Origin of the sequence: uncultured Gilvimarinus sp., from assembly GCF_963975215.1 — a bacterium.
Classification (GTDB): domain Bacteria; phylum Pseudomonadota; class Gammaproteobacteria; order Pseudomonadales; family Cellvibrionaceae; genus Gilvimarinus.
The window spans coordinates 17,557-30,080 of sequence record NZ_CAXBFW010000004.1 but is presented as its reverse complement, the minus strand read 5'-3'; the positions used below and the strand labels follow the sequence as shown (position 1 = coordinate 30,080).

Sequence of the window (12,524 nt, the reverse complement as noted above, 5' to 3'; positions counted from 1 at the left end):
TTATTTTAAGTAGTGTCAGGTCTAGTAGCTACAGCTTTTATTGTGTTTTGTCATAGTATAAGTGAAATACTGGGGTTCGCAATGGTCAATGCTCCGGGCCTAACGCCGCTGAGGCCCGCTTTGACTGATCGGCGGTATGGACTCGGCCTCAGTGGCGTAGGCTCTGGCGCAGCAAATGGCTAAAGCTGGTGTTAATAAACTATATTTTGCACGCCCTGGGCGCTGATGGACAATAAACCTGCTATTTGTTCTGGCGTTGTGGGCTATTCTCAATTAGGCGGTCTAGGGGGCGGGTTTGAGTCGTATCTTATCCGCAAGTGTGAATGACACATCATAACGGCACATATAAATACCGGGTTTAGTGTAAAGGCTGTTAGTTTGGCTAAAACAAGCTAGCAGGCTGTTGAAAAACCCCTTACGTACTCAGGCTTTCAGGCTGGTTCGTAATCTAGGCGCCATTTTGAAGGTGTGTGCCCACCCATCGAAACGTGGCAACGACGAGTACGGGCCAGCCTGAAAGCCCCGTAGGGCGAGGTCTGAAGCGCACATCTGCCGCGCCTTGTCTCTAGCAAAGGGAACCACCCTGTCCGTCGAGACAATGCACAGCAGCTGCACGCTTCAGGCCACGCTGAGCATGCAAGGGGTTTTACAACAGCCTGCTAGGCTCACAGGTGGTAAACTTGCTATAAGCGGTTGGCTCCGCGTGGAGTCGAGTGCCTACCAATGCCCTTGGCGTAAAAGCTACCTAACCCGAAGGACTGGAGAATGAAACTACCCTCTTTACCTATTGCGTTGATGCTTGTTGCCGGCTTGTTGTTGGCCGCCTGTTCCGAGCAAGAAAGCGCGGTAACCCCGCCGCCCGAGGCAAAACCCGCCAGCATAACCGAGACTCCAAGGTACGATGCCTCTAGTTGGCGCGAGCTTATTCCTGAGAGCTGCACAAGCTTTTTTGATGGCTGTAATACCTGTCGCCGGGCGCCCGGCGCAGCTGAAGCGGCCTGTACCCGTAAAGCCTGTATGGAATATCAAAAACCACGCTGTTTAGATGACGAGCAGGCCGATGGCGGGCAAGCCGCTCGCAAAGTGCAATATCAGTGCGCCGGGGATGCCCGCTTTACGGTGTTTTTTGGTGAATATCGCGCCGATGATCAGCGCGTTACGTTAGGCCCCAACGAGCTGATGTTATCCGATGCGCAATCACACACCACCTACAAACTGACCCGCGAGCGCTCGGCGTCGGGCGCTAAGTACACAAATGGCACCATAACTTACTGGTCGAAAGGGGCTGAAGCGATGTTGCAGCAATCGGGCGATACTCTTTACCAAGGCTGCCGCGAGCAGTGACGGGTATAAAGCTAGCGCTTACTTACAAGGGGCGCTAGCGGAGGGCTGTGCACCGCAGCGAGGTATCGCAAACCCGTACAGAGCGATTAGCAGGCCGGGTGTGATTGGCCCTCGTCGCCGCGAGAAGTAAGCCTCATAGGCACACTGAAAATTGCTGTTTTGGCGGACCCAGTTAAAACTGGGTAACTGTTGTTTTATAGCGTGCTAACGCTTAAGCACCATAAGGAAGAGGTAAAAGGAATGAGCACTAAACTGATATCACAGGCCAGCGCTGTCGCGATAATGGGCCTGTCGGTGGCGACCTGGGCGGACGACGACGTTCAGGATATGTCGGACCCCCTCGCGATTTATACCCAGGTTGGGGCAGGGTTTACCGATAAAGGGATCAACCTAAAGGTAGGGCAGACCTACGATACCGGCGACCCGACCACGGCGGGTATGAACCTGATTGAAGTAAAGGGAATTTACGGTGATACCTTAGGCTGGCGTAGCGATAGCAAAACCACTAACTCCGTGGATTCATTTCGGATTCGTAATTTTAGTACCAACTTAACCAATGGCCGCGCTGTGCAGCTCGATGCCACGGTGAATCTCAAGCAAAGTTTGGTCTCTGAATACAACGCAGACGTTTCTTACAGCTTTATTCAGGCATTACCCAAAATGGGGCGGTTTAACTTTTACCCGCTAGCGGGCGCGGGTGTCTCCATGGGTAAAAACGCTATTGAAGATGACGCCTCGGTGGACAGCGGTTATTCAATTATGGGCTTTTATGGCCTGGTGGGTATGTACAGTAAACTCACCGTAACCGATAAAATTTGGATTAACTACAATCCCTTCTGGTTAACCACTATCTCTGGCTCGGACAATTACGAAGATAATTACTACGGCCCGGATAACGGCGATATCTTAACCCACGAGTTTGCGGTTAGTTATCAAATCAGCCCGCGCTTTAATGTGCGTTATTTTGCCAACTGGAACGAGAACGTTGATTTTGCCGAGGGCGATCAACGGATTGAGTTTAATTACCAATTGTAAGTATCAGGTTAGATCCTGGCGCTGCAGCACGGTGGAGTACTCCTGCGGCCCACCTTGCTGCTATTAACAGCCTCGCTCAATGCAGTTTAGCCAGCTTCTCTTGCAGGTAATCAACCAGTAACTGTACTTTAGGCGAGAGCCGGCGATTGGCCGGGTACAGCGCCCAAATCCCCTCTCTTGGCGGCGCGTAGGCGTTTAGCACCTCGACTAATGCACCGCTGGCCAGCGCCCGGTGCAAGTAGTAATCGGGCAGTTGCACTAGCCCTAACCCCTGGCAGGCAGCGTTGCGCAGTGCCGGGCCGTTATTGCAGCGCAGGCTGCCGCTAACGGGCAGGTTTTGCGCCCGGCCGTTAATGCTAAAGCGCCAGTAATCTAACGTGCCCAGCAGGCAGTTATGTTGCGCCAGCTCGCTGGGAGTATGGGGCTGGCCGTGGCGGGCCAGATACTCGGGGGCGGCGCAGACAATAGGCTGGCGCTCGGCCAGCTTACGGGGGATTAACTGCTCGTCCTCAAGCAGGCCAATGCGCACCGCAAGATCTATACTTTCATCGATTAAATCCAGGCGCTGGTTGCTAAGCTGTAAATCGATACTCAGCCCCGGGTAGCGCTGGGCGAATTCGCTGATCAGCGGCGCGAGATACTTCTCGCCAAACGAGACCGGGGCGGTAAGGCGCAGGTGGCCCGTGGGCGTGTGCTGTAAATTGGCCAGTGCGCTATCGGCGGCGGTTAGGGCATCCAGAATTTGCCGGCAGTGCTGATGGTACACCCGGCCCTCTTCGGTCAGGCTGACTTTGCGCGTGGTGCGCACGAGCAGACTGACGCCCATGCGCTGTTCGCGGGCCTTAACTTGCCGGCTAATATGAGCCACCGAGCTGCCCAGGCGGTTGGCGGCACGGGTAAAGCTACCGGTTTCGGCCACTGCGACAAACTCGTTAATACCTTCCCAATCAGCCATTCTGGCCCCTATTGTTACTTTAGGGTAATAAAGTTTTACAGGTTACCATGATTATTAACTCAGGCAGAGCCAATACAATAGCGAAAACACGTAAAGGAGAATGACATGATTAAATCTCGCGCCGCCGTGGCCTGGGGCCCCGGCAAGCCATTAAGCATAGAAGTGGTTGATGTGATGCCGCCGCAGGCCGGTGAAGTTCTTATTCGGGTGGTTGCCAGTGGTGTGTGTCACACCGATGCCTTTACCCTGTCGGGTGATGACCCCGAGGGCAATTGGCCAGCCATTTTGGGTCATGAAGGCGGCGGCATCGTCGAGCAAGTGGGCGAGGGAGTAACCGATTTAAAAGTCGGCGATCACGTGATTCCGCTGTACACCCCAGAGTGTGGTGAGTGTAAATTTTGTACCTCGGGCAAAACCAACCTGTGTGGGCAAATTCGCGAGACCCAAGGTAAGGGGTTAATGCCCGATGGTACCACCCGCTTTTATAAAGACGGCGAGCCGATCTATCACTACATGGGCTGCTCGACTTTCTCGGAGTACACAGTACTGCCCGAGATCTCGCTGGCGAAAGTCAACAAGGCCGCGCCTTTGGAAGAGGTATGCCTGCTAGGTTGTGGCGTTACCACCGGTATGGGCGCCGTGTTGAATACCGCTAAAGTACAACCCGGCGATAGCGTGGCGATTTTTGGTTTGGGCGGTATTGGTTTGTCGGCCATTATTGGCGCGACCATGGCCGGTGCCGGCCGTATTATTGCTATCGATGTGAACGAGCGTAAGTTTGATCTGGCTAAAAAGCTGGGCGCCACCGACTGCATTAACCCCAAGGATTACGATAAGCCTATTCAGCAGGTGATTGTCGAGCTGACCGACGGTGGGGTGGATTTTTCCTTTGAATGTATTGGTAATGTCGATGTGATGCGCTCGGCCCTTGAGTGCTGCCATAAAGGCTGGGGCGAGTCGGTGATTATCGGCGTCGCTGGTGCCGGACAAGAGATCAGCACCCGACCGTTTCAGTTAGTAACGGGCCGGGTATGGCGCGGTACCGCTTTTGGCGGCGTTAAAGGCCGTACTGAGCTGCCGGGTATTGTCGACGATTACCTGGCCGGAAAATTTAAATTAGACGACTTTATTACCCACACCATGGGGTTGGATGACATCAATAAAGCGTTTGATTTAATGCACTCGGGCGAGTCGATTCGCAGCGTCATTCACTTTAATAAATAGTGGGTAATGTATGAGCCTTGAATTGTTAAACAGCAATAAAAGTTTTGGCGGCTGGCACAAGCAATATCAGCACCAGTCGGCGACCTTACATTGCGCCATGCGCTTCGCCATCTATTTGCCACCGGTAACCTCTGACGGCACTAAGGTGCCGGTTCTGTATTGGTTGTCGGGCCTTACCTGTAGCGATGAAAACTTTATGCAAAAGGCCGGCGCGTTTCGCGCCGCCGCCGAGCTGGGTATTGCCATTGTCGCGCCCGATACCAGCCCCCGGGGCGAGGGCGTGGCCGATGACCCGGACGGTGCCTACGACTTGGGTTTGGGCGCGGGTTTTTACGTTAACGCCACGCAGGCGCCGTGGGCAACGCACTATCAAATGTACGATTATGTGTTGCACGAGCTTCCGGAGTTAATTGAGCAGCACTTTCCGGTCACTAACCGCCGCTCGATCAGTGGTCACTCTATGGGGGGGCACGGGGCTTTGATGATGGCCCTTAAAAACCCCGATCGCTATCAAAGCGTGAGCGCGTTTAGCCCGATTGCCAACCCGGTCAATTGTCCGTGGGGGCAGAAGGCGTTTAAAGCGTATTTAGGTGAGGACCGCGATACCTGGGCGGCGTACGATGCCAGTATTTTGATGGCGGAAGGTGGTACGGTGCCGGCGCTGGTTGATCAGGGCGATGGCGATAACTTTTTAACCGAACAGTTAAAGCCCGAGGCCCTGCTGGCCGCCGCCGAAATAAGTGCCTACCCGCTGACTCTTAGGATGCTGCCAGGTTACGATCACAGCTACTATTTTATCGCCAGCTTTATTGATGAGCACGTGCGGTTTCACGCCGATTATTTACAGAGCTAATCGGGTGTAGTCGGGGCGCCGGGCAGTGGCCGAACACAGTTTCGGCCGCTGCCTTTTGCCTGATAAAGGGCTTGGTCGGCACATTTCATCCAGTGGCTCCAGGATTCATTGGGGCAGTGCTGCGCGCAACCAAACGAGGCGGTTAGCGGCACGCTACTATTTTTAAATGCCTCGGCAATTTCGTGCCGCAAGCTTTCGGCCACTTGAATGGCCCCCGTTAAGCCAGTGTTGTGTAATAGCAGTAAGAACTCCTCTCCGCCGTAGCGGTACACTTCGTCGTTGTTGGCTCGCAATCGACCGTGAATAATACTGGCCACTTTTTGCAGAACCAAATCCCCCTGATCGTGCCCCTGAGTGTCGTTAATATCTTTAAAGTGGTCCAGATCGATCAAGATAATCGAACCCTTAAATTTAGCGGTTTCATCGATGGTTTTTGAGTCTAGGTATTGGCTGAGTTTACGGCGATTCCCGATACCGGTAAGCGGGTCGGTGGTGGCCTGTTGTTGCAATTGTCGGTGTTGATCTTCCGTGCGCCATGAAAACACCCAGGCAAACGCATTAACCAACAAAAGCGTGATTACAATCTCAAAGAACTCCAGTGACTCTTTAAAGTGTTGCGCCAGTGGCGTGAGTGCCACCAGTGCGCATACGTTGATCAGTACGGCGAGACGCGCCGGTAAGATAAAAAAGTTGGCAACCGATATGGGGTAAATCCAGTAGATCAGGCTGTTTGATTGCAGGTGCACCATTGCAACACCGGCAGCGCTGTAAAAAATAGCCAAAACCAGGCTGGCTAGCTTTACCCGGCCCGTGCGCAAGGCGAGAGCCATAATTATGGCCATACCCAGGACGATGGCACTGTCGAGGCCCGCCATTAGCCATTCATGAGATATCGCCCGGGCTATGGCAAACGGCGCGATAGCAATGATGGCGCAGCTGCACAGCATCACGACCATGGCGAGCTGAAAATGCTCTCTTAGTATTTTTAACATTATCGAGAATTTTGCCTCTGGGCGGTGGCAGTCAAAGCGATTTTTGTTGCTCTTGCGGTTTCAGGTTTTTGGCTCGTGCGCGGTGCCTTTGTATTGTGGACGCTATCCGGGTTCCGTGTGAATCATTATGCTTTTTAACATATAGCAACTTGTGGCGGGAGACGCAATCTTTTTAGGCGTGAAAGTCGTTTTGCCCAGAGCGCGCCGGACTTTGCTAACAGCCCTAAAGTCGGGCTAGCGCTGCGCTGAGCGCTAGCCTTAAGAGCTAGGGGGTGACCTTAAAAATAACGTTAATACGTTTACTTAAGGTAATGGTCTCGGGGGCAAACAGGTCGAATGATTGGCCTCGGTCGGCAGCCATTGACATAGCGCCAAATTTTTCGGCACTCACACCAAACCGTGCCATAAAGTTGTCAAACCCGGCATCTTCGGTGATGGCATAAACCGATTTGATCTTGGCATCGAGTGCGGCGGCCAGGTTGTTTGCGCGCGCCCGTGCATCGGCGCCGGCTTTAGCAACGAGCGAGGTCATGACTTCGTCGCGGTTAGAAATGTCAAAGCTGGCATTAAGGCCCGTGGTGTTGTCCATGCGCATCAGATCATTCATGAGTTTTTCGTAGGTGTCTAAACCGTCAATCTCTAAGGTAAATCGCTGTGTTACCTCGTAGCCGATGATTTCCATATTGCCGTTCATATTTTCGCGGTTGCGGCGTACCTGTTTGTCGATCGCGTAAGACTCGATCTGGTCGTGGCTAAGGCCGTGCTCTTTGGCCAGGGCAACCACTTCGGTACCGCGCTCGGCTACCGTGTCCATGGCAAGCTCGGAGCTTTTGTTAAATTCCATGACCTGAAAGTTGACGGTTACCGTATCCGGGGCGACCTCAATTTCGGCTTCACCGGTAACCGTGATAAACGGAAAATCGGGCATGGGTTGTGCCCAGGTTGATACGCTACACATAAGTAACGCGGTGGCAGAGAGTAATTTTTGAAAAGGTGTCATAGCAAGCTCCTGTAGGTTAACGGTCTTTGGACGCCTGGAGAGAGGTTCAGTTCCGGCGGCGGTACCAGGCTATTGGCCAGGTTTGGGGACTTGATGTTTGTTCACGTCTTGATCCGCCACCTTGTCTTCGGCAAATTGCTGCTCATCGGCACTCGCCTCCGGGCGCTCCTGCTGGGTTTGCTGGCGCGGAGTAAAGGCCAGCTGAGTAAAGAGTGCGAAGTGATCAGAGCCAAACGGCTGCAGCCGGTGCATATCAACCAACGTAAAGTGATCGGAGTGAAACACATGGTCCAGCGGCCAGCGCAGTAGCCGGTGCTCGGCGTGAAAGGTGTTAAACATCCCCCGGCCAATGCGCGGGTCCAGTAGCCGGCTGATACGGCGAAAGGCTTTGGTGGTGCGCGACCAGGCCACGTCATTTAAGTCGCCGGTAACAATGATCGGGTCGGTGACGCCCTCAAGGCTGCGGGCCACCACCAACAGCTCGGCATCGCGCTCTGACGATTCGCTATTCTCCGTGGGGCTGGGCGGGGCCGGGTGCAAAAAATGGCAGCGCACTTTATCGCCCGAGCGCAACACGACCTCGGCGTGCATGGAGGGTTTGTCGTCTTCCACTAAGAAGTTGATGGTCGCATCCCGCAGGGGTAGCTGCGAGTACAGGTGCATGCCATAGAGGTTGTCGAGCGGGCATTTTAGGGTATGAGGGTAGTCCGCTTGCAGTACATCGAGTTGCTCCTGCCACCACTGGTCCGACTCCAGTGTGACCAAAAGATCGGGTTTAAGCTGGCGGACTTGCTGCAGTAGCTGATCGGCCCCCCGGTTGGGTGTCAGTACATTGGCCGTTACGATGCTGATGGTGCGCTCGGGGCTGGGCTGTGCGCAGCTTTTTACCTCACACTGGTAAAGGCGAGTATAGGGCAAAATCCACCACAGCTGATAGGCCAGGCCGCCACAGGCAATGGCGAACATGGTTAATGCCGCCGTGGCCTCAAACCCTAATAAAAGGGTAAGGCCAATAATGTCGGCCACCCATAGGGCGGCGATCTGTAGCCTGGGAAAGTCGAGAATCCGCACCGGCCAGGCATCGATACGCGCCAGCGGTAGCAGGGTAAAGAGCGTAAGCAGCGCGGTTAACACGATAAAAAAAGTGAGCATGATAAGTCCCTGACGATCTGAATGCTCGACTGTACCACAGCCGAAGATCCAAGCGTGTGTCACAGGCGTAGCTATAAAAAGGGTTTTTGTTTGGGTGGTCATGTTATGCGACACGGTAAAAATGGCGGGTGTTGGCCAGCGCTCATGACGTTGGCGGTATTACTGGTGATGTTGCTCGGCACCGGTTGTGGTGGCGATCACGGTGGCGCCGCTGCAAGCAGTGGTTTGGCCAGCAGTCGGGCATCGTCGGCTCCCGCGCCGGACTTGAGCGGTAACCAGTCAGTGACGCAAGAGCGTATCGCCTGGGGCGATAGCGCGTCGCAGTTTGCCGATTTATACCTGCCGACCGAGCGCAGTGGTTTATTGCCGGTGATTATTATGATTCACGGCGGCTGTTGGAGTGCGTCATACGGGCTCGATTTTCAGGCGGCGTTAGCGCAAGCAATGGCGGAGCGAGGTTTTGCCGTGTGGAATATAGAGTACCGCCGTTTGGGTAACGGTGGCGAGTGGCCGGTGATGTTTACCGATGTTGCGGCGGCGGCCGATTATTTGCCCGTCGTAGCTCAGAACTATCCGTTAGATACCAGCGCGGTGACAGTGATTGGCCATAGCGCTGGCGGGCACCTGGCGCTGTGGTTGGCCAGTCGTGGGCAAATTTCGCAGGGTGACCCCCTGTTTAAGCCTGATCCATTGGCGGTCGATGGCGTAATCAGTTTGGCGGGCATTGGCGATTTAACCTCTCCGGCCTGCGGAGAGTCAGCGCGTACCATTGTTAATCAGCGTGCTATTGATGCGGCGCAGTACCGGGCACGATTGGCTATTTCCTCACCCATTGAGATGCTACCGACGGGGGTCAGTAGTTTACTGTTAAGTGGCACTAACGACGGCATCGTGCCGTCAAACTTGGCCGAGGCCTATGCGAATGCCGCCCAGCTTGCCGGCGATGACAGTGAGCATATTGTTATTGCCGGGGCGGATCATTTTGATTTAATTGATCCGGCTTATATGGACATCACCTTGCTGGAGGACGCGCTGAAACGGTTTACCGCACCTTAGCGTGGGCACACACCTGCAAAATGGCGCCTAGATTACGAACGAGCCTGAAAGCCTGAGTAGGTAAGGGGTTTTTCAACCGCCTAGGCCGACAAGTTTGAGAGTGATCGGTAATGAGAGAGCAGAGCGAAAGAAAGCGGCTGACGATCGTCATTGTCCAATACCGGAGATGGCATCAAGTCTCTGGTGATCGGTCGAATGTTTTTTTCGGTATCAATGCACCAGAACCGCGCATCATTCGGTGTGCGCTCAACTTATGACGATATTGTTATGGCAAGTTTTTCAGGTTTTTGTTTTCTCTTATACACAAAAACCTGTTTTAAGATTGGCATCTTTCGGTAGCGCTTCACAAAATAACTTTACCGACTAAATTCCTGTGAAGTGATATTGCCCCTCGATTATTATCGGATTTTTTAAGAGGTCTAATATTGTTGTCTGTTTTTTATGGTCAGCTGAGTAATAAAAGTTCTACGCGCCATAATTGCTGTTCTAACTAGAATAGTGTGGCGTGGGTCAAAGTACGTTGTACATTTTTTAACATAGACTTGCCGCCGTCGATTGCCAGGAAGTACTTGTCTAGCAACCGAAACACCTATCGATAAAATGACTTGCCGCACAACGGTGTTTTCAGGTCGGGGGAGTTTGGGGGTTCATATCGGACTTGCGCCTTGTTTCTGTTAGGCGGTAACCGCTTGATGAAGCTCAGTGCGCATTGTTGGTGCATTTCAGCGAATAGATCTTTCACTTATTTAATTATCAAGGATGCCATTTTATACCAGCCAGAGAAATTACTTATGCGACCCGTTGTTGTTTTTGTATTGGCGATATTTTCGCCTTTCGCTTTGTCCCAATCTATTGTTAACCCCTACCAATACGATCGAACGACCAGCGCCGATTATCAGCGTCTTTTGAGTAGCTCGGGCAGCTGCGATCAGAAACTGATACCGGCTTATATCGGCGATTTAGTTATTGACAGTAAATACGACCAGTCAGATTCTTCTAAGTCCAGTCTCAGCTCTGATTACGATGCTAGCTCGCTTAAAAAGGTCGAGCATATACGCCAGTTTATGAGTTTTGTGGCGCAGCAGAGTTGGCGAGCAATCTATTCAGATTCAGAGAGCGAACGCGCTAAAGGCGTCAAATGTGTGTCGCAGAATATGCGTATTTGGGCCCGTGATTCGGCGTTACTGAGAGTGAAAACATCCCCTACCGGTGTGGCGCAGCGCAAATGGTTTTTGGCGGCAGTCTCTTCGACGCTAATGCAGCTTGATGCTCGTTACGAGGACTACTCGGTGACCTCTGAGGCCAACGATTGGTTGGATGATTTAGCGTACCAAGTGATCGATGATTACAACCCACGTTTAGTTGCGCAAAGTAAAAACATTAATAACCACGACTACTGGGCAGCATGGGCGGTAGCCGCTCGGTCGGTGTTAAATGACGATGCCGAGCTATTGAGTTGGTCTGAATCTGTATTCGACTATGCTATGAATCAGGTGGTTATTCATCAGGCCACAGGCTTGGGTTATTTGCCTAAAGAATTAGAGCGCGGTTCTCTCGCGGCTAACTACCACAACTACGCGATGGTCCCATTAATGTATCTGGCCGATGTGTTGGTGGTTAATGGGGTGGATATTGATTCCGTTAAGACACGGTTAAAAGCGCTCGCAGGCATTACCACTCGGTTTATCGTAAGCCCTGGTAGCCTGGATTCATACATTGGCTCGCGGCAAAAAGCCGTTAGCGAGGGCAAACGTGTCTGGATCCTGCCCTATGCGGCTGTCTTTGGTAAAGACGAGTTGATCAATCAGATCGTACAGGCCGGGAAAGTCACCACAGAGTATTCGCAAATGGGCGGCGATTTGTGGGATTTTTACTCCGGGCGCATTTCCCAATAGTTTAACGACTGAGTTGTGAGTGCCGGGGCTTTAAAGCCCCGGCTTTTCTTAGTGGCGCCTGCTCGGCTAGGGGGCAATCTGGCCGCTCGTCAGGTGTTTTTCGTGAAAGCTAAATATCAGCTCGGGGTTAGGCTCTTTAAAATCAAAGAGCTTTGCGGGTGATTCTACCTGTTGCAGTAAGTGGCGAATCACGGCAAGCCTGGCGCGCTTTTTGTTATTGGCGTTAACGATTGTCCAGGGGCAAACGTTGCTGTGGGTTTGCAATAGCATGGTATTGCGGGCCTGACTGTAATCGTCCCAACGCTCTTGGGCGACGGCGTCGATAGGGCTTATCTTCCACTGCTTTAACGGGTCGTCCCGCCGCGCTTGCAGCCGTTTCGCTTGCTCGTCGCGGTCAATATCCAAATAATACTTCACGATCTGCACCCCGGATTTACTGAGCAACGCCTCAAAATCCACCACTGTGGCGATAAACTCCCGGTATTGCGCATCGCTGCAAAACCCCATGACTCGCTCAACCCCAGCCCGGTTGTACCAGCTGCGGTTCATTAGCACCATCTCCTGGGCTTTGGGTAGGTGGGCAACATAACGCTGAAAGTACCAGCTTTGCTGCTCTTGATCGGATGGCTTTCCCAGGGCGACGACACGGGTTTCCCGTGGGCTTAGGTGCTCGACAATACGCTTAATCACGCCGTCTTTTCCGGCGGCATCGCGCCCCTCAAAAATCACTAATAGCGGTAAGTCGCTGGCAATAAGGTGTTTTTGCAGTTTAACCAGCTCAACCTGAAGGTGATGTAAACTCTCTTTATAACTGGGGGTGCTCATGGACACTGACCTTAACGAGTGGCGCCTTCACAGATGATTTATCTGTATTTAAGGCAAAATTAATAACAAAAAAGTCTGAAAGGTTTCTCCCTGTCGGGTCGATATTTACAGTATCGCTACCGCGTTAAAATATCTGCTATACCTACTCTAGAGTAGCTCAGTAGCCACTGGGTTGCCGTGGTGGGGACAATGA

Annotated in this window: 11 protein-coding genes; 6 read left to right on the top strand and 5 right to left on the bottom strand. The window is 52.8% G+C overall.

All coding sequences use genetic code 11. The features are described from left to right. Positions 1 to 765: 765 nt before the first annotated feature. The gene (locus AAC019_RS04355) at positions 766 to 1,344 is read left to right on the top strand and encodes an MliC family protein (protein ID WP_339897353.1); all 579 of its coding nucleotides are present in this window, start codon (positions 766 to 768) and stop codon (positions 1,342 to 1,344) included. A gap of 240 nt (positions 1,345 to 1,584) precedes the next feature. Then, the gene (locus AAC019_RS04350) at positions 1,585 to 2,379 is read left to right on the top strand and encodes a hypothetical protein (RefSeq protein ID WP_339897352.1); all 795 of its coding nucleotides are present in this window, start codon (positions 1,585 to 1,587) and stop codon (positions 2,377 to 2,379) included. A gap of 76 nt (positions 2,380 to 2,455) precedes the next feature. Here AAC019_RS04350 and AAC019_RS04345 read toward each other — a convergent pair whose 3' ends face one another. Continuing rightward, a complete protein-coding gene (locus AAC019_RS04345) occupies positions 2,456 to 3,334 on the bottom strand; it encodes a LysR substrate-binding domain-containing protein (protein ID WP_339897351.1) in 879 nt (292 codons plus the stop codon). A 105-nt stretch (positions 3,335 to 3,439) separates the two neighbouring features. Between AAC019_RS04345 and AAC019_RS04340 the strand changes: the two genes are divergently transcribed. Further along, positions 3,440 to 4,558, top strand: a complete 1,119-nt coding sequence (locus tag AAC019_RS04340; RefSeq protein ID WP_339897350.1) for an S-(hydroxymethyl)glutathione dehydrogenase/class III alcohol dehydrogenase — start codon at positions 3,440 to 3,442, stop codon at positions 4,556 to 4,558. A 10-nt stretch (positions 4,559 to 4,568) separates the two neighbouring features. Beyond that, the gene (fghA, locus tag AAC019_RS04335) at positions 4,569 to 5,411 is read left to right on the top strand and encodes an S-formylglutathione hydrolase (protein WP_339897349.1); all 843 of its coding nucleotides are present in this window, start codon (positions 4,569 to 4,571) and stop codon (positions 5,409 to 5,411) included. On the opposite strand, the gene AAC019_RS04330 is transcribed toward fghA, so the two are convergent. From AAC019_RS04330 to AAC019_RS04320, 3 genes are all read right to left on the bottom strand, one after another. After that, positions 5,408 to 6,403 (bottom strand): GGDEF domain-containing protein, encoded by a 996-nt coding sequence (locus AAC019_RS04330; RefSeq protein WP_339897348.1) that lies wholly within the window; start codon positions 6,401 to 6,403, stop codon positions 5,408 to 5,410. The genes fghA and AAC019_RS04330 overlap by 4 nt on opposite strands. 265 nt (positions 6,404 to 6,668) lie before the next feature. Then, the gene (locus AAC019_RS04325; RefSeq protein WP_339897347.1) at positions 6,669 to 7,403 is read right to left on the bottom strand and encodes an SIMPL domain-containing protein; all 735 of its coding nucleotides are present in this window, start codon (positions 7,401 to 7,403) and stop codon (positions 6,669 to 6,671) included. Between the two features lie 69 nt (positions 7,404 to 7,472). Then, positions 7,473 to 8,555 carry an endonuclease/exonuclease/phosphatase family protein gene (locus AAC019_RS04320; RefSeq protein ID WP_339897346.1) on the bottom strand — a complete coding sequence of 361 codons (1,083 nt, stop codon included), beginning with the start codon at positions 8,553 to 8,555 and terminating at the stop codon, positions 7,473 to 7,475. A gap of 144 nt (positions 8,556 to 8,699) precedes the next feature. Between AAC019_RS04320 and AAC019_RS04315 the strand changes: the two genes are divergently transcribed. Both AAC019_RS04315 and AAC019_RS04310 read left to right on the top strand, forming a co-directional pair. After that, the gene (locus AAC019_RS04315) at positions 8,700 to 9,611 is read left to right on the top strand and encodes an alpha/beta hydrolase (RefSeq protein ID WP_339897345.1); all 912 of its coding nucleotides are present in this window, start codon (positions 8,700 to 8,702) and stop codon (positions 9,609 to 9,611) included. Positions 9,612 to 10,402: 791 nt separating this feature from the next. Further along, positions 10,403 to 11,506 carry an alginate lyase family protein gene (locus AAC019_RS04310; RefSeq protein ID WP_339897344.1) on the top strand — a complete coding sequence of 368 codons (1,104 nt, stop codon included), beginning with the start codon at positions 10,403 to 10,405 and terminating at the stop codon, positions 11,504 to 11,506. Between the two features lie 66 nt (positions 11,507 to 11,572). On the opposite strand, the gene ppk2 is transcribed toward AAC019_RS04310, so the two are convergent. Beyond that, entirely contained in the window at positions 11,573 to 12,331 is a 759-nt protein-coding gene (gene ppk2, locus AAC019_RS04305) for a polyphosphate kinase 2 (RefSeq protein WP_339897343.1), read from the bottom strand. Positions 12,332 to 12,524 lie beyond the last annotated feature (193 nt).

Excerpts from the sequence above, each read along its gene's own strand:
- AAC019_RS04345 (WP_339897351.1), bottom strand. The coding sequence starts at position 3,334 with ATGGCTGATTGGGAAGGTATTAACGAGTTTGTCGCAGTGGCCGAAACC.
- AAC019_RS04325 (WP_339897347.1), bottom strand. The coding sequence starts at position 7,403 with ATGACACCTTTTCAAAAATTACTCTCTGCCACCGCGTTACTTATGTGT.
- AAC019_RS04310 (WP_339897344.1), top strand. The coding sequence starts at position 10,403 with ATGCGACCCGTTGTTGTTTTTGTATTGGCGATATTTTCGCCTTTCGCT.
- ppk2 (WP_339897343.1), bottom strand. The coding sequence starts at position 12,331 with ATGAGCACCCCCAGTTATAAAGAGAGTTTACATCACCTTCAGGTTGAG.
- AAC019_RS04320 (WP_339897346.1), bottom strand. The coding sequence starts at position 8,555 with ATGCTCACTTTTTTTATCGTGTTAACCGCGCTGCTTACGCTCTTTACC.
- AAC019_RS04350 (WP_339897352.1), top strand. The coding sequence starts at position 1,585 with ATGAGCACTAAACTGATATCACAGGCCAGCGCTGTCGCGATAATGGGC.
- AAC019_RS04355 (WP_339897353.1), top strand. The coding sequence starts at position 766 with ATGAAACTACCCTCTTTACCTATTGCGTTGATGCTTGTTGCCGGCTTG.
- AAC019_RS04315 (WP_339897345.1), top strand. The coding sequence starts at position 8,700 with ATGACGTTGGCGGTATTACTGGTGATGTTGCTCGGCACCGGTTGTGGT.
- AAC019_RS04340 (WP_339897350.1), top strand. The coding sequence starts at position 3,440 with ATGATTAAATCTCGCGCCGCCGTGGCCTGGGGCCCCGGCAAGCCATTA.
- fghA (WP_339897349.1), top strand. The coding sequence starts at position 4,569 with ATGAGCCTTGAATTGTTAAACAGCAATAAAAGTTTTGGCGGCTGGCAC.
- AAC019_RS04330 (WP_339897348.1), bottom strand. The coding sequence starts at position 6,403 with ATGTTAAAAATACTAAGAGAGCATTTTCAGCTCGCCATGGTCGTGATG.